This window comes from Streptomyces sp. NPDC005863 (genome assembly GCF_042871345.1).
Taxonomy (GTDB): Bacteria; Actinomycetota; Actinomycetes; order Streptomycetales; family Streptomycetaceae; genus Streptomyces.
On sequence record NZ_JBIAII010000007.1, the window covers coordinates 275876 to 295653 of the forward strand.

Annotated in this window: 18 protein-coding genes; 8 read left to right on the forward strand and 10 right to left on the reverse strand. The window is 72.1% G+C overall.

Translation table 11 applies throughout. The features are described from left to right. Positions 1–190 precede the first annotated feature (190 nt). The 4 genes from ACFYO9_RS25015 to ACFYO9_RS25030 are packed head-to-tail and all read left to right on the forward strand — an operon-like array spanning position 191 to position 3748. Entirely contained in the window at positions 191–1228 is a 1038-nt protein-coding gene (locus ACFYO9_RS25015; protein ID WP_358778646.1) for an ABC transporter ATP-binding protein, read from the forward strand. Further along, positions 1225–2106 (forward strand): ABC transporter permease subunit, encoded by an 882-nt coding sequence (locus tag ACFYO9_RS25020; RefSeq protein ID WP_358710046.1) that lies wholly within the window; start codon positions 1225–1227, stop codon positions 2104–2106. The genes ACFYO9_RS25015 and ACFYO9_RS25020 overlap by 4 nt, the downstream gene beginning before the upstream one ends. Further along, the gene (locus ACFYO9_RS25025) at positions 2106–3017 is read left to right on the forward strand and encodes an ABC transporter ATP-binding protein (protein WP_355814419.1); all 912 of its coding nucleotides are present in this window, start codon (positions 2106–2108) and stop codon (positions 3015–3017) included. Before ACFYO9_RS25020 ends, ACFYO9_RS25025 begins: the two co-directional genes overlap by 1 nt. Positions 3018–3028: 11 nt before the next feature. Continuing rightward, positions 3029–3748: an ABC transporter permease gene (locus tag ACFYO9_RS25030; RefSeq protein ID WP_355814421.1), complete on the forward strand. Its 720-nt coding sequence runs from the start codon at positions 3029–3031 to the stop codon at positions 3746–3748. A 280-nt stretch (positions 3749–4028) separates the two neighbouring features. On the opposite strand, the gene ACFYO9_RS25035 is transcribed toward ACFYO9_RS25030, so the two are convergent. The 9 genes from ACFYO9_RS25035 to ACFYO9_RS25075 all read right to left on the reverse strand — a co-directional run bounded on the left by ACFYO9_RS25035 (position 4029) and on the right by ACFYO9_RS25075 (position 14383). Further along, a complete protein-coding gene (locus ACFYO9_RS25035) occupies positions 4029–4853 on the reverse strand; it encodes an HAD family hydrolase (protein WP_355814424.1) in 825 nt (274 codons plus the stop codon). Next, complete coding sequence (serS, locus tag ACFYO9_RS25040; protein WP_358710048.1) at positions 4850–6139, reverse strand: serine--tRNA ligase; 1290 nt, start codon at positions 6137–6139, stop codon at positions 4850–4852. Before serS ends, ACFYO9_RS25035 begins: the two co-directional genes overlap by 4 nt. 626 nt (positions 6140–6765) lie before the next feature. Then, positions 6766–7701, reverse strand: coding sequence for a prephenate dehydratase (gene pheA, locus ACFYO9_RS25045; RefSeq protein ID WP_355814429.1), 936 nt, complete (start codon positions 7699–7701; stop codon positions 6766–6768). A gap of 174 nt (positions 7702–7875) precedes the next feature. Next, on the reverse strand, positions 7876–9126 hold the full coding sequence (gene efeB / locus ACFYO9_RS25050) for an iron uptake transporter deferrochelatase/peroxidase subunit (protein WP_358778632.1): 1251 nt from the start codon (positions 9124–9126) through the stop codon (positions 7876–7878). Positions 9127–9137: 11 nt separating this feature from the next. Beyond that, positions 9138–11198, reverse strand: a complete 2061-nt coding sequence (locus ACFYO9_RS25055; protein ID WP_358778631.1) for a copper resistance protein CopC — start codon at positions 11196–11198, stop codon at positions 9138–9140. Positions 11199–11212: 14 nt separating this feature from the next. Continuing rightward, complete coding sequence (locus tag ACFYO9_RS25060; RefSeq protein ID WP_355814437.1) at positions 11213–11728, reverse strand: copper chaperone PCu(A)C; 516 nt, start codon at positions 11726–11728, stop codon at positions 11213–11215. Continuing rightward, complete coding sequence (locus tag ACFYO9_RS25065; RefSeq protein WP_358778630.1) at positions 11725–12420, reverse strand: SCO family protein; 696 nt, start codon at positions 12418–12420, stop codon at positions 11725–11727. The genes ACFYO9_RS25060 and ACFYO9_RS25065 overlap by 4 nt, the downstream gene beginning before the upstream one ends. An 88-nt stretch (positions 12421–12508) precedes the next feature. Continuing rightward, positions 12509–13231: a YcnI family protein gene (locus ACFYO9_RS25070; protein ID WP_358778629.1), complete on the reverse strand. Its 723-nt coding sequence runs from the start codon at positions 13229–13231 to the stop codon at positions 12509–12511. 219 nt (positions 13232–13450) lie between these two features. After that, positions 13451–14383 carry a hypothetical protein gene (locus ACFYO9_RS25075; protein ID WP_358778628.1) on the reverse strand — a complete coding sequence of 311 codons (933 nt, stop codon included), beginning with the start codon at positions 14381–14383 and terminating at the stop codon, positions 13451–13453. A 339-nt stretch (positions 14384–14722) separates the two neighbouring features. Here ACFYO9_RS25075 and ACFYO9_RS25080 point away from each other — a divergent pair, with 339 nt between their 5' ends. Next, positions 14723–15205, forward strand: a complete 483-nt coding sequence (locus ACFYO9_RS25080; protein ID WP_358778627.1) for an ATP-binding protein — start codon at positions 14723–14725, stop codon at positions 15203–15205. A gap of 38 nt (positions 15206–15243) precedes the next feature. Then, positions 15244–16215, forward strand: a complete 972-nt coding sequence (locus ACFYO9_RS25085; protein ID WP_358778626.1) for an MBL fold metallo-hydrolase — start codon at positions 15244–15246, stop codon at positions 16213–16215. A gap of 85 nt (positions 16216–16300) precedes the next feature. On the opposite strand, the gene ACFYO9_RS25090 is transcribed toward ACFYO9_RS25085, so the two are convergent. Further along, positions 16301–17758 (reverse strand): PLP-dependent aminotransferase family protein, encoded by a 1458-nt coding sequence (locus tag ACFYO9_RS25090; protein ID WP_358778625.1) that lies wholly within the window; start codon positions 17756–17758, stop codon positions 16301–16303. A gap of 41 nt (positions 17759–17799) precedes the next feature. Between ACFYO9_RS25090 and ACFYO9_RS25095 the strand changes: the two genes are divergently transcribed. Together ACFYO9_RS25095 and ACFYO9_RS25100 are read left to right on the forward strand one after the other, a co-directional pair. After that, positions 17800–18348, forward strand: a complete 549-nt coding sequence (locus tag ACFYO9_RS25095) for a carboxymuconolactone decarboxylase family protein (RefSeq protein WP_358778624.1) — start codon at positions 17800–17802, stop codon at positions 18346–18348. Next, a complete protein-coding gene (locus tag ACFYO9_RS25100) occupies positions 18348–19778 on the forward strand; it encodes an MFS transporter (RefSeq protein ID WP_358778623.1) in 1431 nt (476 codons plus the stop codon). Before ACFYO9_RS25095 ends, ACFYO9_RS25100 begins: the two co-directional genes overlap by 1 nt.

A 19778-nucleotide genomic window follows, 5' to 3' on the forward strand; every position in this document is an offset into this window, starting at 1 on the left:
TGATGAATGTGACAATGCCCGGCGGCTACGTCAAGAGTTCTGTCCAACTGCGCGGGACAGGTCCGGGAGAACCCCCAGGGGGCGACCTCCGGACGACCCCTACGGGCCCGTAATACTCCAGAGTGACTTCAGGTCGAGACCATGGTCTGACGACCCGTGTGGTCTGCGCCACTACCGTCGAAGCGTGACTGTGATCGCGACCGAAAGCCTGAGCAAGCGGTTCCCGAGGGTGACCGCGCTTGACCGGCTCTCCATGGACATCGGGCCCGGTGTGACCGGACTCGTCGGAGCCAATGGAGCCGGCAAGTCCACACTGATCAAGATCCTGCTGGGTCTGTCCCCCGCCACGGAGGGCCGCGCCGCCGTGCTCGGTCTGGACGTCGCCACCAGCGGCGGCGAGATCCGCGAACGCGTGGGGTACATGCCGGAGCACGACTGCCTGCCGCCCGACGTCTCGGCCACCGAATTCGTCGTCCACATGGCGCGGATGTCCGGACTGCCGCCCTCCGCGGCCCGCGAGCGCACCGCGGACACCCTGCGCCACGTCGGGCTCTACGAGGAGCGCTACCGCCCCATCGGCGGCTACTCGACCGGCATGAAGCAGCGCGTGAAGCTCGCGCAGGCCCTCGTCCACGACCCGCAGCTGGTCTTCCTCGACGAGCCGACGAACGGCCTCGACCCGGTCGGCCGCGACGAGATGCTCGGTCTGATCCGCCGCGTCCACACCGACTTCGGCATCTCGGTCCTGGTCACCTCGCACCTCCTCGGCGAGCTGGAGCGCACCTGCGACCACGTCGTCGTCATCGACGGCGGCAAGCTCCTGCGGTCCAGCTCCACCACCGACTTCACCCAGACCACCACGACGCTCGCTGTCGAGGTCACCGACACCGAGACCCACCCCGACGGCACCCGCGCCCTGCGCGACGCGCTGCACGGCCGCGGCGTCGACACGGAGACTGGCGGCGAACTGCCCGGCGCGGGCCACACGATCCTGCTCACCGCCGACGGCGAGGAGACGTTCGACGTCGTCCGCGACCTCGTCGCCGACCTCGGCCTCGGCCTGATCCGGATGGAACAGCGCAGGCACCACATCGCGGAGGTCTTCAAGGACGAGCCCCGCCAGGAGCCCGCGGCCGAGCGGACGGCAGCCCTGGCCGCCACCACCGCCACCGCTACAAACGCCGCCACCGCCACCGCCGCACAGCAGAAGGAGGGAGGCGCGCGATGAGCACCGAGTCCACCCAGATCCACAACATCGGCTACCGCAGCTACGACGGCCCCCGCCTGGGCCGCGCCTACGCCCGCCGTTCGCTCTTCTCCCAGAGCCTGCGCGGCGCGTACGGACTCGGCCGCTCCGCCAAGTCCAAGGTCCTGCCGATGATCCTCTTCGCGGTGATGTGCGTGCCCGCGGCGATCATGGTGGCGGTCGCCGTCACCACCAAGGCCGACGACCTCCCCGTCGACTACACGCGCTACGCGATCTTCCTGCAGGCGGTCATCAGTCTCTTCCTGGCCGCCCAGGCCCCGCAGACCGTCTCGCGCGACCTGCGCTTCAAGACGGTGCCCCTCTACTTCTCGCGCCCCATCGAGCGCGGTGACTACGTGGCGGCGAAGTTCGCCGCGATGTCTTCCGCCCTCTTCGTGCTCACCGCGGCGCCGCTCCTCGTGCTCTACGTGGGCTCGCTGCTCGCCAAGCTCGACTTCGCCGACCAGACGAAGGGGTTCGCCCAGGGCCTCGTCTCCGTCGCGCTGCTCTCGCTGCTCTTCTCCGGCATCGCGCTGGTCGTCTCGGCGGTCACACCCCGCCGCGGCTTCGGCATCGCCGCCGTCATCGCCGTCCTGACCATCACCTACGGCGCGGTGTCCACGGTCCAGGCCATCGCCTACGAACAGGGCAGCACCGGAGCCATCGCCTGGCTCGGCCTCTTCTCGCCGATCACCCTCATCGACGGCCTGCAGTCCGCCTTCCTCGGCGCGACCGCGTCCTTCCCCGGTGGGGAGAGCCCCTCGACCGGCGTCGGCCTCGTCTACGTCCTTGTCGTCCTCGCCCTCATCGCGGGCTGCTACGGCGCGCTGATGCGCCGCTACCGGAAGGTCGGCCTCTGATGACCACCCTCACCATCGACCACGTGTCCCGCTGGTTCGGCAACGTGGTGGCGGTCAACGACATCACCATGGACATCGGCCCGGGAGTCACGGGGCTCCTCGGTCCGAACGGCGCGGGAAAGTCGACCCTCATCAACATGATGGGCGGCTTCCTCGCCCCCTCCACGGGCAGCGTCACCCTCGACGCCCGGCCGATCTGGCGCAACGAACAGATCTACAAGGAGATCGGCATCGTCCCCGAGCGGGAGGCGATGTACGACTTCCTCACGGGCCGCGAATTCGTCGTCGCCAACGCCGAGTTGCACGGTCTGGACGAGCGCGCCGCCAAGAAGGCGCTCGCCACGGTCGAGATGGAGTACGCGCAGGACCGGAAGATCTCCACGTACTCCAAGGGCATGCGCCAGCGCGTGAAGATGGCGTCCGCGCTGGTCCACGACCCGTCCGTGCTGCTGCTCGACGAGCCGTTCAACGGCATGGACCCCCGCCAGCGCATGCAGCTGATGGAGCTGTTGCGGCGCATGGGGGACGAGGGGCGCACGGTCCTGTTCTCCTCGCACATCCTCGAAGAGGTCGAGCAACTGGCCTCGCACATCGAGGTGATCGTCGCGGGACGGCACGCGGCGAGCGGCGACTTCCGCAGGATCCGCCGGCTGATGACCGACCGCCCGCACCGCTATCTGATCCGTTCCAGCGACGACCGCACGCTGGCCGCCGCGCTGATCGCCGACCCGTCGACGGCCGGCATCGAAGTCGACCTCAAGGAGGGCGCGTTGCGCATTCAGGCGGTCGACTTCGGCCGGTTCACGGCGCTGCTGCCGCAGGTCGCCCGCGAGCACGGCATCCGGCTCCTGACGGTCTCGCCCTCGGACGAGTCCCTCGAATCGGTCTTCTCCTACCTCGTCGCGGCCTGAAGGGAGCCCTCATGTACGACCCCACTGTCGCCCGGCTCACCTACCGGGCCCTGCTCGGCCGCCGCCGGGCACTGATCCTCTTCGCCCTGCCCCTCCTGCTGATCGTCATCGCCGGAGCGGTCCGCGGCTTCAGCGGCGCCGACGACCAGGTGGCCGTCGACGTCCTCGGCGGCTTCGCGCTCGCCACGATGGTGCCGATCATCGGCGTCATCGCGGGCACCGGCGCGATCGGCCCGGAGATCGACGACGGCTCCGTCGTCTACCTCCTCTCCAAGCCGGTCAAGCGGCCCACGATCATCGTCACCAAGCTGATCGTCGCCATCGCCGTGACCATGGCCTTCTCCGCGATCCCCACCTTCATCGCGGGCATGATCCTGAACGGCAACGGCCAGCAGATCGCCATCGCCTACACGATCGCCGCGCTCGTCGCCTCCATCACGTACGCCGCGATCTTCCTGCTGCTCGGCACGATCACCCGGCACGCCGTGGTCTTCGGGCTGGTCTACGCGCTGGTGTGGGAGGCACTCTTCGGCTCCCTCGTCTCCGGGGCGCGCACGCTCAGCGTGCAGCAGTGGTCCCTCGCCGTGGCCCAGAAGGTCGGCGAGGGGGACCTGATCACCTCGGACGTCGGCCTGCCGGCCGCCACCGTGCTGCTGGTCGTGGTCACCGCGCTCGCCACGTGGTACGCGGGACAGAAGCTGCGGTCGCTGACGCTGGCCGGCGAGGAGTAGCCGCGTGGCGCGGGCGGGGGCGCCGTTTATTCGGTGGCGGTGAACCGCCCGCCCGGGCACAGTAGTTGAGGGCGGCGTCCGCGGGAGACTCCGGAGCGGTCACTCGCTCCGTGGAGTCCCGCACACGGGGGAGCTGCCCGGGGGCGACCGCTTCGAGCGCGCCGATCTGCATCGCTGCGCGGGTCGCCCCTCCCGACATGCACCGAGCCGGGCGCCCTACCTTCGGCGCCCGGCTCGGTGTGTCGGGTCAATGGGGCGGGGGCCGCCCGGTCCGCGAGGCCTAGGCCAGCAACCGCTCAAGGACGACCGCGATGCCGTCCGCCTCGTTCGACGTCGTCACCTCGTCCGCGACGGCCTTGAGCTCCGGGTGGGCGTTGGCCATGGCCACGCCGTGTGCCGCCCAGCCGAACATCGGGATGTCGTTCGGCATGTCGCCGAAGGCGATCGTGTCCGCGGCCTTGGCGCCGAGCCGGCGCGCCGCCAGCGAGAGCCCCGTGGCCTTGGAGAGGCCGAGCGGCAGGATCTCCACTATCCCCTCGCCCGCCATCGTCACGCCGACCAGGTCGCCCGCCACCTTGCGGGCCACCTCCGCCAGCGCGTCGTCGCCGAGTCCGGGGTGCTGGACGTACACCTTGTTCAGCGGGGCCGCCCACAGGTCGGCGGCGTCCTTGATGGGCACGGCGGGCAGCGGGCCGTCCTGGACCGCGTACCCCGGGCCGACCAGGACCTCGCCGTCGAGGCCGTCGCGGCTCGCGGCCAGGAAGAGCGGGCCGACCTCCGCCTCGATCTTGGCGAGCGCCAGACCGGCGAGCTGCCGGTCGAGCGTCACGGAGGTGAGCAGCCGGTGCTCCCCCGCGTGGTAGACCTGCGCGCCCTGGCCGCACACCGCGAGACCGTCGTAGCCGAGGTCGTCGAGGATGTGCCGGGTCCAGGGCACCGCGCGGCCGGTGACGATGATGTGCGCGGCGCCCGCCGCGGTGGCCGCGGTGAGCGCCTCGCGCGTCCGCTGCGACACCGTGTCGTCGGGGCGCAGCAGCGTCCCGTCGAGGTCGGTCGCGACCAGCTTGTACGGGAAGGCCGGCGTGAGGGGAGCAGGGTGACTCACTTGGCGATGGGCTCCAGGATCTCTCGGCCCCCCAGGTACGGACGCAGGACCTCGGGCACCACCACGGAGCCGTCGGCCCGCTGGTGGTTCTCCAGGATGGCGACGATGGTGCGCGGGACGGCGCACAGCGTGCCGTTCAGCGTCGCCAGCGGCTGCATGACCTTCTTGCCGTCGCGGGTGTCGCGCATACGGATCGACAGGCGGCGGGCCTGGAAGCCGTCGCAGTTCGAGGCCGAGGTGAGCTCGCGGTACTTGCCCTGGGTGGGGATCCACGCCTCGCAGTCGAACTTGCGCGAGGCCGAGGAGCCGAGGTCGCCGGTGGCCACGTCGATCACCTGGAAGGGCAGGCCGAGGCCGGTGAGCCACTGCTTCTCCCACTCCAGGAGGCGCCGGTGCTCGTTCTCCGCGTCGGCCGGGTCGACGTACGAGAACATCTCGACCTTGTCGAACTGGTGGACGCGGAAGATGCCGCGGGTGTCCTTGCCGTACGTGCCCGCCTCGCGGCGGAAGCAGGGCGAGAAGCCCGCGTACCGCAGGGGGAGCTTGTCGGCGTCGATGATCTCGTCCATGTGGTAACCGGCGAGCGCGACCTCGGAGGTGCCGACCAGGTAGTAGTCGTCCTTCTCCAGGTGGTACACGTTCTCCGCGGCCTGGCCGAGGAAGCCGGTGCCCTCCATGGCGCGGGGGCGGACCAGCGCGGGCGTCAGCATCGGGATGAACCCGGCCTCGGTGGCCTGCGCGATCGCGGCGTTCACCAGGGCCAGTTCGAGCAGCGCGCCGACGCCGGTGAGGTAGTAGAAGCGCGAGCCCGATACCTTCGCGCCGCGCTCGACGTCGATGGCGCCGAGCAGCTCGCCGAGCTCCAGGTGGTCCTTCGGCTCGAAGCCCTCGGCCGCGAAGTCGCGCGGGGTGCCGAAGCGATCGAGGACGACGAAGTCCTCCTCGCCGCCCACCGGGACGTCGGGGTGGACGAGGTTGCCCAGCTGCCCGAGCAGGCGCTTGGCCTCCTCGTCGGCCTCGTCCTGCGCGGTGTTGGCCGCCTTGACGGCGGCGGACAGCTCGCCGGCCTTCTTCAGGAGCTCGGCCTTCTCGTCACCCGAGGCCTTGGGGATCAGCTTGCCGAGCGCCTTCTGCTCGGCGCGGAGTTCGTCGAAGCGGCTGCCGGACGACCTGCGCCGCTCGTCGGCGGAGAGCAGGGCGTCGACGAGCGCGACGTCCTCTCCACGGGCGCGCTGGGAGGCGCGAACACGGTCGGGGTCCTCACGGAGCAGGCGAAGGTCAATCACCCCTCAAGGCTACCGTCGCGCCGTTCGGGCCCACGACTCCATATTCCCTTGCGTGCGTTTTGCCCTTTTTGCCGGAATGTGAATTGCCGCGAAGGGTGGCTTCGAATCGCCCCCGCGTCGGCCGGAAAAGGCTCCTTCGCGCAGGTCCGGCCGCCGGTCAATAAAACGGGCGCCATTCCCCGAAATGGGGCAGAGCGCGCCTGCCGCCTTGACCCGAACCCCTTGCGGGAGACGGGACTTGGGCCCTCCGTCCACCGCGGTTGTCCACAGGAACCAGGGGCTCCGGACGGTTATCCACAGCCTGTGCGAAAGATCTGTGGATGCCGGAACTGGGCGTTCCGAAAGCCTCGTGCCGCGCGAAGGATTCCCTTCCCAAACCACCCGCACACCCACTTTCGAGTGTAAATCCCTCGCTCCAAAGAGTTGATCAATAGAAAAGAGTGGACGAGGGATGACGTGCGGGACTGTGGACGGACTTGTGGGCTGTGGGACGATTTGTCGACCATGTCGTGCTTCGTTGTCGACTTGTCCCCAGGTCGAGACGCACGCCTGTGGATAACTTCTGTGGACAACGTAAATCTGCAGGTAGGACCGGAGAGGAAGGACGAGGCGAGCCGCCGGACCGGCTAGAAACGGCCGTCCTGGCAGCGCGCCAGCCAGTCCGACGCCGCCATGAACTCCGTGTCGGTGGTGCCGGGCCGCGGCGGCTTGACGTCCTCCGTCGCCACCCCGGCGCGGGGATACGAGCCGAGGAAGCGCACCTGCGGGCAGACCCGCTTGAGCCCCATCAGGGCCTCGCTGACGCGGCGGTCCGTGATGTGCCCCTCGGCGTCCACCGAGAAGCAGTAGTTGCCGATGCCCTGGCCCGTCGGGCGCGATTCGATCCGCATGAGGTTGACGCCACGCACGGCGAACTCCTGGAGGAGTTCGAGCAGGGCACCGGGGTGGTCGTCGCCCAGCCAGATGACCACCGAGGTCTTGTCGGCACCCGTCGGTGCGGCCGGCCGCGCCTGTCGGCCGACCAGGACGAACCGCGTCTCGGCGTTGGCCGCGTCGTGGATCTCGCTGACCAGGGGCTCCAGGCCGTACGTCGCCGCGGCGAACTCGCCCGCGAAGGCGGCGTCGAAGCGGCCCTCCTGGACGAGGCGGGCGCCGTCCGCGTTCGAGGCCGCCGACTCCCACAGGGCGTCGGGCAGGTGCGTGGCCAGCCAGTTGCGGACCTGGGGCTGCGCCACGGGGTGGCCGGTGACCGTCTTGACGTCCTTGAGCTCCGTGCCGGGGCGCACGAGCAGCGCGAAGGCGATCGGCAGGACGACCTCGCGGTAGATCATCAGCGGCTCGCCCTTGGCGAGCTCGTCGACGGTGGTGGTGACGCCGCCCTCGACGGAGTTCTCGATCGGCACCAGCGCCGCCGCCGCCTCACCGCTGCGGACGGCGTCCAGCGCGGCCGGCACGGAGACCATGGGGACGAGCTCCCGGGTGGCCGCCTCGGGCAGCGTGCGGAGAGCCGCCTCGGTGAAGGTGCCTTCAGGACCCAGGTACGTATAGCGCGTCGCCGACATACCGTCACCCTAATGGGCCCGACGTGGCACGGCTCACGCGTCTCACGGAGCGGCGCCCACCTCACGTACGTACGTACGAACACGCCGCGCGCGCCCGCCCGCGCTGCACGGGAGGGCCTCACCCCTCCGACCTCATCCCTCCGGCTTCATCCCTCCGGCTTCACCCCTCCGGCCTCACCCCTCCAGCAACCGCTGCCCCACGTACTCGCCCTTCGCCGCCCCGCCCGGCACCGCGAAGAGGCCGCTCGCCTCGTGGCGGATGAACTCCGACAGGGCGTCGCCCCGGTCGAGCTTGCGCTGCACCGGGATGAAGCCCTGCATCGGGTCCGCCTGCCAGCAGACGAAGAGCAGGCCCGCGTCCGGCTCGCCCTTGGCGTCGAAGCCGTCGTGGTACGAGAAGGGGCGGCGCAGCATCGCGGCGCCGCCGTTCTGGTCGGGCCGGGTGATGCGCGCGTGCGCGTTGAGCGGGATGACGACCTTGCCGTCCGGGCCGGTCTTCTCCAGCTTCGGCTCGGTCGTCTCCGTGCCGCCGGTCAGCGGGGAGCCGTCCGACTTGTGCCGTCCGATCACCGCCTCCTGCTCCGTCAGGCCGAGCTTCTCCCAGTCGTCGAGGAGCATGCGGATGCGGCGCACCACGACATAGGAGCCGCCCGCCATCCAGGCGGGCTGCCCGCCGTCGGGCACGAAGATGCGCTGGTCGAAGGTCCTCTCCGACGGCTTGGGGTTGTTCGTGCCGTCGATCTGGCCCATCAGGTTGCGGGTGGTCAGCGGGCGCGCGGTGGCGCCCGGCGAGCGGTTGAACCCGTTCATCTGCCAGCGGACCTTCGCCGTGCCCGCCGCCTGCCGCTGGAGCGCGCGCAGCGCGTGGAAGGCGACGAGCGGGTCGTTCGCGCCGATCTGCACCCACAGGTCGCCGTTGCTGCGCCCCTTGTCGAGGTGGTCCGAGGAGAAGTCGGGCAGCGGGTCGAGGGCGGCCGGGCGCTGCTTCTGGAGTCCCGTACGGGAGAAGAAGGAGGCGCCGAAGCCGAAGGTGACCGAGAGCGAGGACGGGCCGGCGTCCCGGGCGACCGCGGTGTCCTCGCCGTCGGCGGGCCGGCCCGCCATCAGCCGCTCGGCCGTGGCCGACCAGCGGCGCAGCAGCGCCGCCGCCTCCTTGCGCCCCGCGCCCGCGGCCAGGTCGAAGGCGACCAGATGGCCGCGGGACTGCATGGGCGTGGTGATGCCGGGCTGATGTTTCCCGTGAAACATCACCTCGTCCGCGCCGAGGGACGCCAGCGCCGAGGAGGAGCCGCCCGGACCCGCCGGGCCGGACGCGTCCGAGGGGGCCGCGGCGTATCCGGCGGCGCCGCCCGCCGCGCCGAGCGCGAGGCCGGTCGCACCGGCGGTGCCGAGCAGCCGCCGCCTGGAAATGCCGTTGTCCGCCATGGTGGTTCCACTCAGCCGATCTGCGCGTTCTTCTGCACGGTGATCTGGTCGATGTCGGAGGTCCGCACCGTCACCGCGATCTTCCAGTTGCCTGCCATCGGGATCTGCACGCCGTTCGCACTCCAGTGTCCGGTGGCGATGTGGTCCGGCGCGACGGGCAGCGGGCCGAGGTCCTTGGACTTGAGCGTGAAGGACACCTTCACCTCGGGCACGTCGAAGGCGCTGCCGTTGGGCCGCTTCACGTACAGGTGCAGGGTGTTGCTGCCGCTGCGACCGGGGTCGAGGTCCAGCTGCACGGTGCCCTTGCCGTCGGTGCCGCCCGTGTCGAAGGGCACCGTGACGTTGAGCGGTCCGGAGCGCTGGGCGGCCGCCGCGGAGGTGGCGTTGGCGGCCTCCTCCTCGGTGCGGCCGGGCTCGGTCGTGGTGAGGATCGTCGTCACGGCCAGCAGGACGACGGCGATGCCGGTCTCGGTGAGCACGGAGCGGCGCAGGCCCGAGCGGCGCGGGTCGGCGTCGCGGACGCGCTTGTCGCGTGCGCTGTCCATGGCGGCCTGCTGGCGCGCCAGCTGCACGGACCGCTCGGCGTCCTTGCCGGCCGGCTTGCCGTCACCGGCCGCACTCGCCGCGCCGCCCGCCTTTCCGTTGTCCGCTCCTCGGCCCGCTCCGCCGTCCTCGCCGCCGGACGACGGCACCGTGAGCGCCTTCTTCTGCGGCTTCTTCGACGACTGCTTCCCGCGCTGTTCGACCACCACGGCGGCCGCGGCCTCGGGGGCCAGGCCCTCCGCCTCGGCGGCGATCCGCCCGGTCCACCGCCGGGAGATGGAGGCGACGCCCACCAGGACGACGACCAGGCCGATCTTGACGAGCAGCAGCTGCCCGTACGACGTGCCGGTCAGCGCCGACCACGAGCCGACCTGCCGCCACGACTGGTAGGTGCCGGTGGCGGCCAGGACGACGACGCTAATGAACGCCACGGTGGAGAACCGCCGCACCGCCGACGCCTCCAACGAGGGCGTGCGGAAGAGCGCGAGACCCAGCGTCGCGAGACCGCCGAGCCAGGTGGAGACGGCGAGCAGGTGCAGCACGTCGACGGGCATCGCGATGCCCGCCTGGATGCCGGTCGACGCGTGCTCGGCCATCGCCCAGGTCGCCGCGATGCCGATGGCGACGACCGTGCCGCCGATGGCGAGGCCGAAGGTGAGGTCCTTCTTCTCGTCGGCGTTCTCGGGCCCCTCGCGCTTCACGTACGCCCCGAAAAGCACCGCGATGAACAGCGCGGCGGCGGCGAGCAGCAGCAGCCGGGAGACCAGCGCCGCGCCCGTCTTGGTGTTGAGGACGTCACCGAGCTCGGCCAGGTCGAAGACGTCGGCGAGCCTTCCGGAGCCGGTGTAGGGGGCGCGCAGGAGCAGCAACAGGAGCGTGGCGGCGGTGAGCGTGACCCAGCCGGACGTCACGAGCCGCTGCAGCGGCCGCACCCCGGCGCCGCGCGGCCAGCAGCCGAGCACGAAGGCGGCGCCGCCGACGAGCAGGATGTACCCGGCGTAGGAGAAGTAGCGGGTGATGTCGTAGAGCGCGCCGACGAGACCGCCGCCGGCCTCCTGGTCGGGCAGCGCCACCTTGGTGTCGGAGGGCGCGCCGATGGAGAAGGTGTAGGCGCCGGAGACCGGGTGGCTGTCGGCGGAGACGACTTGGTAGGCGACGGTGAAGGTGCCGTCGGGCAGGCCGGGGCGCAGCTTCACGCCGTACGTGTTGGAGCCCAGGTCGGCCGTCTTGCCGGCGTCGGCGCGCTTGCCGGACGGATCGAGGACCCGCACGGAACCGTCCGACATGGCGACCTTCTCGGAGAAGGTGAGCTTCACCTCTGCGGGGGCCGACGGGACCACCGCTCCCTGCTTGGGGTCGCTTCCGGTCAGCGCGGCGTGCGCGGAGGCCGGCCCGGCGCCCGCGAGGAAGGCGCAGGACGCGGCGAGCAGGACGAGCAGGAGCCGCCAGACGCGGGGGACGCCCGGCCGGACGCGGGGGGTGCCCGCGGTCCGCGGAGTGGCCCTGGAGCGGGGAGCGATGGTCTGCATCAACGGTCCGTCCCTCAGTGCGAGTCGTGTGACGTGTCGTGCTGCGGGGGCTGGTACGTGGCTTCCTTGACCGGCACCTCGACCTTGATCGGGTCCGACTTCTCGAAGTGCAGCGTCAGGGTGACCTTCTCGCCCTGCTTCGGCTTGTGCCGGAGCTTCTCCAGCATCAGGTGGTTGCCGCCGGTGGCGAAGTCGAGGTGGCCGCCTGCGGGCACGTCGAAGGACTTCTGCTCCTTCATCTCGCCGCCCTTGGTGCTGTGCAGGGTGACCGAGCCCGCCAGGTCGCTGGTGGCGGAGGTGAGCTTGTCGGCGCCGCCGTCGTTGTTCAGCGTGAAGAATCCGGCCGCCATGTCGGCCATGGTGGGCGCGGGGATGTAGGCGCCGCTGACCTTGAGCTCGGGTGCCTTCGCGGTGTCCGACGAGTCGGAGTCCGAGGAGTCGGAGCCCGCGCAGCCCGTCAGGACGAGCGCGGCGGCGAACACTATGGCGCCGCCGGCGAGCGTGCGGCGCTGGGTGGTGCGGTGGTTCACGGATTCTGTCCCTTGAGGAGCTTGGGGAGGTCCTTGGTGTAGTCGACGGCGGTCGCCTTGTCGCTGTAGATGACGTAACCCGCGTCGGTCTTCGGCGAGAAGGCGAAGACCTGCGTGCCGTGCATCGAGACGATCTTGCCCTTCTTGTCCTTCTTGGACGGCTCGATGCTGATGGCGAGCTGGCGGGCGCCGGCCTGGATGGTGGCGAAGTCACCCGTCAGACCGACGAAGTCGGCGTCCACGCCCTTGAGCCACTTGCCCAGCTCGGCCGGGGTGTCCCGGTCGGGGTCGGTGGTCACGAAGACGACCTTCAGCTTGTCCTGGTCGGCCTTGGGCAGCGCCTTCTTGGCGACGGCGATGTTGTTCATCGTCAGCGGGCAGACGTCCGGGCAGTGCGTGTAGCCGAAGTAGACCAGCGTCGGCTTGCCCTTGGTCTCCTCGCGCAGGTCGTACTTCTTGCCGTGGGTGTCGGTGAGGACGAGGTTCGGCTTCTCGTACGGCTGATCGAGGACCGTGGCGGCCTTGCCGGAGTCGGTCTCCACGGAGACGTCGGCGACCGGCTTCTTGCCGTCGTCGCCGCCGCACGCGGTCAGCGTGAGGGCAGCAGCGGCAAGCAGGGCGGTGGCGGCGAGCTTGGTGCGGTTGCTCTTCGAGAAGTGCGGGGAGTGGCTCTTCGAGCTGTTCGTGCGCATATGGAAATGTCCCAGATGTGAGGGGGCCGGGGTGCGCCGGGGCGGCTGTCCGCCGCGCCGGCCCACCCCGAAGGTGGCTCGGCGCAGGTCAGCCCGTGACGCGGCGGCGGCCGGCGAGCACGCCGAACGCGACGCCCGCCGCACCGACGACGATGCCGACGATGCCGAGGACCCGCGCGGTGGTGTCGCTGCTGTCCGAGGAGTCGGCGGACGCGCTCTCGGTCTTGGCGCCCTTGTCGTCCGACGCCGGGTCGGCGGCGGCGCCGTGGCCCTCGGTCGCGGCGGTCAGCTGGAGCGCGGGCGCGGGGTGCTCCGGCTCCTCCTGGCCCTTCTTCTGCGGCTCGATCCAGCGGACGACGTCCTTGTTGTCGTACGTCTGGACGGCCTTGAAGACGAGTTCGTCGGCGTCCTCGGGCAGCTGGCCGAGGGAGAGCGGGAACTTCTGGAAGGTGCCGGGCCGGATGCCCTTGCCGTCGGCGGTCCAGGTGACCTTGGAGACGGCCTCGTCGATCTTCTCGCCGTGCATCTCCAGCGGCTTGGCGAGCTTGGTCTTGGTGACCTCGACCTTCCAGCCGGGCACGGGCTGGGTCATCACGGAGGCCAGCGGGTGGTCGGTCGGGAAGGAGACCTCGAGCTTGTTGGTCGAGGCGTCGTCCATCTCGTTCGGCACCTTGAAGTTGACCGTCGCGTACCCGCCCTTGGCGGCCTGGCCCTCCGGGGAGACGCTGACGTGCGCGAACGCGGGCGCCGAGAGAACGAGGACGGCGGAGGCGGCGACGGTGCCTACGGCGGCGACACGGGACATCTTCATGACAGGAACACTCCACTTTCGTCAGTGGTCATCGGTACGCGACATGCGGCGTCGTACCGAGCGCTGGATACGTACCGGGTGCGACGACGCACCGGGTGCTGGATACGAGGGGTGGGCGCGGCCGTGCGGCACGCGCGCGTGCGCGCCGAGCGACCCCTCCGTACAGCGGTGTTCCGTACGGCCAGTGGTGTTCCGTACAGCGCCAGGGAGTGTGTCGCGTCAGGCGGCGAGTTCGACGTCGTGGGCGGCGGCCGGGGGGCCGCGCCGGATCACCGCGTCCTCCAGGGCGACGGTGCGCGGCGGGGCGGGCGCGAGCAGCGCGGTGCGCGGAGCCCGCGGACCGGTGGTCTCGGGCGCGCCGGGCAGACCCGCCCGCAGGGCGCGGACGAGGGTGAGCGCCGAGCGCAGGGAGCGTACGAGCGCTCCCTCGGCGACTCCGTGCGCCCCGTCGGCGAGCCGGACGAGGCGGAGCAGCGCGACGTCGCCGCGGCGCAGCAGCCAGCCGGCGGCCACGGCGGCGAGCAGGTGGGCGAGGAGCATCGGCAGGGACGGCAGCAGCGCCGCGGTGCCCATCGAGCCCATCGAGTCCATGGAGCCCAGGGAGTCCAGCGAACCCGGCGCGCCACCGGCGCCCGGGGTGACGGCCGTGCCCGCCAGGGAGTCCACCGCGGTGCCCGCGGCCGCGGCGGAACCGCCGTGCACGTGGGCGCTCATGTGGCCCGCTCCGGAGGCGCCCGTACCGCCGGGGCCGAGCCCCGCGGTGGTGAGGATCCGGTGGGCCTGCGCGGGGGTGATCGTCGCGGCGCCCGCCCCGCAGACCAGGCGCGCGGCCCGCTCCACGAGGGTGCCGTCACCGTTCTGGGTGACGGTGGTGCCGTGCTGGCCGAGGCCGAACAGGGCGTGCAGGCCGAGCTGTCCCGCCGCGAGCAGCGCGGCGATGCCGGGCAGCGAACGGGCCCGCCCGGCGAGCGGCAACGCGATGGCCAGGACGACGAGGAAGGCGGCGCCGAGCGTCCACAGGGGGACGGCGACGCAGGAAGCGAGCACATGGCCCCCGGCGGACAGCACGACGCAGACCGCGGCGAACGTCGCGGCCCTGAGCAGCCGGAGATCGGCTCCGTCGCGCGCCTCGCGCTGATGGGGGGCAGTCATGGCCGAGTCATCATCGCACTGGACCCACCCGGTCCACACGGCAGGTCCGGAAGGTCCGGTTCCATGGTGTTGGGGGTGTCCGGGGCCCGACAAGGCGCGGACGGAGGGCCGGTCGAGGGCGGATCGAGGCGGGATCGAAGGCGGGCCGAGGGGGGTTCGAAGGCGGGCCGAGGGCGGATCGAGGGGCTCGCGGGGCGCCTCCGCACACCGGTTTCCTACACCGGGTGGCGGCGCCCGCGCGTCCGCCGTATGGGCGGTATCACGTCAACCGGGCGCTTATCCGTGGGCGGGTGTGGCAATACGTATCGGTATGTCGAGCCGCAGCCAGGAGGCTGGAGCATGAGCATCTGGTGGTCTCTCCATTTGCGGCGCGAAGCTGCGAGCGTTCCGCTCGCCCGCCGCCTGTTGATCGGCACGATGGAGACCGCGGGTGTGGACCCGGACGTCTCCTACGACCTGTCGGTCGCCCTCAGCGAGGCGTGCGCCAACGCCGTGGAGCACGGCGGGGCGGGCGCGCCCGGCGGTGCCGCGGCCGGGGCGGGCGGCGCGGGCGGATACCGGGTCACGGCCTATCTGGACGGCGAGAAGTGCCGTATCGAGGTGACCGACTCGGGGCCGGGCTTCCCCGGGGCTTCGCGCGGTTGTCCGGCGCCCCGGCCGCGCGCCGCGGAGACGGACGAGCACGGCCGGGGCCTGTGTCTGATCGAGGAACTCGCCGACCACGTCCATCTCGGCAACAAGCCGGGCAGGGGCGGCGGCGCGGTGATCAGTTTCGACAAGATCCTCAAGTGGCGCGAGGACGCGCCGCTGATGACGGCCTGAGCGGGAACACGACCCGCGGCCCGGTCGTTGGACACAGCATGACGTCGACAACTGCGGTGGCTGCGGCGGAAGATGAGCGCGAACGGTTCCGGAGGCCCGCCCGGATGCGCACGTTGCGGCTCGGTCGGACGAAGCTGACGTACATACCCGACGGTGCCGTACAGCTGTCGCCGCGTGGGTGGTTCGCCGCCTCCACGGAGGAGGACTGGGCGGCCCACCCCGAAGTCCTCGACGCGACAGGCTACTTGGTGGCGAGCATCGGCGGCCTGCTGGTCGAGGCCGAGGCCGAAGGCGAAGGCGAGGACGGTACCGACGGAGACGGCGCGGGCGCGCTCCTCATCGACGCCGGCCTCGGACCGCTGACGGCACCCGCCCAGGAGGGCGAGCGGATCGGCGCGGCGCACGGCGGGGCGATGCTCGACAGCCTCGCGGCGGCGGGCCGCGCCCCGGCGGACATCGGCACGGTGGCCTTCACACATCTGCACCCCGACCACGTGGGCTGGGCCTGGCACACGGCGCCCGGCGGCGACGGGCCCGCGCTCGGCGGCGCGGAGTACGTGCTGGCGGAGCAGGAGTGGTCCGGTCGGCACAGCGCGGGCCACGAGGGCCTCGGCGACGACATATTGAAGACGCTCGAACCGCGGGTCCGTACGGTGGCCGACGGCGAGGAGATACGCCCCGGCGTCCGCGTCCGCCTCCTGCCCGGGCACACGTCCGGGCACACGGGTTACGTCATCTCCGCGGGCGGCAAGCGCGTCATCGCGTTCGGCGACGTGATGCACTCGCCCGCGCAGATCTCCCACCCGCAGTGGTCCGCCTCGCCCGACCTGGACGGGGAGGCGGCGGCAGAGGCCCGCCGCGCCCTCATCGCCGAGCTGGCGGAGCCGGACACCATCGGCTTCGGCATCCACTTCGCGGACGTCCCCTTCGGCACGGTCCAGCGGGACGGCGAGGGTCTCCGCTGGGTGCCGTATCCGACGGAGGTGCCGTATCCGACGGAGGTGCCGTAGCCGACGGAGGCGCCGTATCCGACGGAGGTGCCGACCCCGTAGGGGCGCGTCGCGTTCTGACGGGGCGCGGCACCCTCACCTCACCTCAGGCCCCCTCCGCCTCCCCCTCCCCCGGCGGCAACGCCCGCAGCAGCGCCTCCAGGGCCGCCCCGTACGCGTGTTCCGTCGGGGCGGCGTAGCCGACCACGAGGCCGGCCGGCGGGGGCATCGTGGCCTCGGGGTGGCGGAACGCGGCCAGGCCGTCCAGGGCGATGCCCTGCCAGAACGCCGCCTTCACCGCGGACGCCTCCGTGCCGGGCGGCAGCCGCAGCACCGCGTGCAGCCCGGCCGCGATGCCGGTGGCCGTGATGTGCGGGGCCCGTTCGGCGAGGGCGTCGACGAGCCGGTCGCGGCGGCGCCGGTACGCCTGCCGCATCCGGCGGACCTGCCGGTCGTACTGCCCGGCCGCGATGAACTCCGCGAGCGTCAGCTGGTCGAGCGCGCTCGCCCACGCCTCCCGCTCGCCCTTCGCCGCGAGCACCCCGTCGACGAGCCGTTCGGGCAGCACCATCCAGCCCAGGCGCACCGCGGGGGACAGGCTCTTGCTCACCGAGCCGAGGTAGACGACGTGTTCGGGGTCGAGGCCCTGCACCGCGCCGACCGGCTCACGGTCGTAGCGGAACTCCCCGTCGTAGTCGTCCTCCAGGACCATTCCGCCGCCGGCGCGGGCCCAGTCCACGACCGCCGCGCGGCGCTCGGGGTGCAGCGGGCCGCCGGTCGGGAACTGGTGCGCGGGCGTGAGCAGTACACCCCTCACCCGCGGCCCCTCGCTCAACTCCTCGACACGGGCGCCCCGTTCGTCCAGACCCAGCGGCACCGTCCGGACCCCTGACCCCGCCAGGATGTCGCGGTGGAAGCCGAGCCCGTACGACTCCACGGCGAACGGACCGCGCAGCACCCCGCCGCCCACGCCCCGCGTCCCCGCGAACAGCAGCCGCAGCGCGTGCGCGAACCCGGAGCAGACCACGATCCGTTCGGGATCGGCGCGCACCCCGCGCGCCCGCGTCAGATAGTCGGCGAGCGCCCGCCGCAACTCGATGCGGCCCCGCGGATCGCCGGGCCCGAACGCGTCGTTGGGCGCGGCCGCGAGTGCGCGCCGCGCCGCCGCGAGCCAGGCCGTACGGGGGAAGGACGCGGCGTCCGGCGTGCCCTGCCGCAGGTTGTACGCGGGGGCGGCGGGCCGCGCGGGGACGGGCTTCGGCTGCCGCGGGCGCCTGACCGGAGCGGCCCGTTCGGCGACCCGCGTCCCCGAGCCCTGCCGGGCCGTCAGCCAGCCCTCGGCGACCAGTTCGGCATAGGCGTCGGCGACCGTGTTGCGGGCCAGACCGAGGTCGGCGGCGAGCGAACGGTACGGCGGCAGCCTGGTGCCCGGAGGGAGCCGTCCCTCCCGGACGGCTTCCCGCAGCGCCCCGATGAGAACGGCGCGGCGACTGCCCGGACCGGAGAGGTCCACGTGCAGGTCACTCCCGATGCGCTCCGCCAAATTGACCCATGATTCCGGCATGGGAATGCACCCTACGCGAGGTCTTTCCCGCCCCTAGATTCATGGTCATGACGAACAACACGAACACCCCGCAGACCACGTTCACCGCCCCGCAGCCCACCACCGCCACCCACTCCACCCGGCCCCAAGTCCACGCCCCCCGCCTCAACTTCGCCAAGGCCGCGCCCAAGGCGTTCAAGGCCCTCATCGGATTCGACGCCGCCGCCCGCGAGGGCATCGACCCCGCCCTGGTCGAGCTGATCCAGATCCGCGCCTCGCTCCTCAACGGCTGCGCCTACTGCCTGCACATGCACACCTCCGACGCCCGCAAGGCCGGCGAGGACGAGGCGCGGCTGCACATGGTCGGCGTGTGGCGCGAGGCCAGGAACTTCTTCACGGAGAAGGAGCAGGCGGCCCTCGCCCTCACCGAGTCCGTCACCCTCGTCGCGCGGGCCGGCCTCCCGGACGACGTCTACGCCGAGGCCGCCCGCCACTTCGACGAGCAGGAACTGGCCCGCGTCCTCGCCCTGATCTTCACCATCAACACCTGGAACCGCATCGCCCTGAGCACCGCCAAGGTCGCCGGCGAGGACGAGCGGGTGGCCCACTGATGGCCACCACCCTGGAGGCGGCCGGGCGCGCCCCGGCCGCCGAGGCCCCCCGCGCCCCGGCCGGCGGCGGCCAGGCCCTGACCCTCGCCCTCCTCGCCTTCGCCCAGCTGATCATCTCCGTCGACTACAACATCGTGTACGTCGCGCTCCCCGAGATAGGCGGCGGACTCGGCTTCTCCGCACAGCACCTGCAGTGGGTGATCAGCGCGTACGCCGTCGCCTTCGGCGGCTTCCTGCTCCTCGGCGGCCGCGCCTGCGACCTCTTCGGGCCGCGCCGGATGTTCGTGCTCGGCCTCGGCCTGTACGGCGTCTCGTCGCTGGCCGGCGGCCTCGCCACCGGCCCCGGCCTGCTGATCGGCGCCCGCGCCGCGCAGGGTGTCGGCGGCGCCTTCCTCTTCCCCGCCACGCTCACCCTCGTCGGCACGCTCTTCGCCGAGGGCCGCGCACGCGACCGTGCCTACTCGGTGTGGGGCGCGGCCGGCGGCAGCGGCCTCATCGTCGGCGCGCTGCTCGGCGGCGTCCTCACCGAACTCCTCGGCTGGCGCTCGGTGTTGTACGTCAACGTCCCCCTCGCCCTGATCGCGGCGGTCGCCGCCGTCCGCCTCGTCGCCCCGGACACCGTCGACCGCGCGGGCCGCCGGATCGACCTGCCGGGCGCCCTGACCTCGACGCTCGGCGTCACCGGCCTGGTCGTCGCCCTCGTCCAGGGACCCGAGTCGGGCTGGCTGTCGGCGACGGTCGTGCTCCCCGCGGCGGCGGGCGCTGCGCTGCTTGCCGCCTTCCTGCTGATCGAGTCCCGCACCCGCGACCCGCTGATGCCACTGCGGCTGCTGCGCGGCCGGGGCCTGCGCACCGGCATGGCCGTGACGTTCCTGTTCATGGCGACGATCGGCAGCCTCGCGTACTTCCTGACGCTTTACTTCCAGAACGTGCTCGGCTACGGCGCCCTGCGCACCGGCCTCGCCTACCTCGTCCCGATGCTGGCGATCACCGCGGGCTCGCTCCTCGCGGCCCGGATCACCGCGCGGCTCGGCACCCGTACCGCGATGACCGGCGCCCTCGTCCTCGGCGCGGCGGGCACGGCCCTGGTGGCGCTCGCGATGGCCGCGGACGGCTCGTACGCGGCGCTGGTGCCCGGCTTCCTGATCCTCGGCGTCGGCCAGGGCGCGGGCTACACCCTGATGTTCGGTGCCGCCTCGGCCGGCATCGCGGGCCACGAGCAGGGCATCGCCTCCGGCATGGCGTCCACCGCCCAGCAGGTCGGCGGCGCGTTGGGCCTCGCGGTCCTGGTCGGCGTCGCGGGACTCGGCGGGCACGCCTCGGCCGCGGCCACCGCCGGCGCCGCGCGCACCGCGCTCTTCGTCGCCGCGGCGGGCATCGCGCTCACCGCCCTGGTGGCGCTCGGCTTCCCCCGGCGCGCGGCGCGGTGA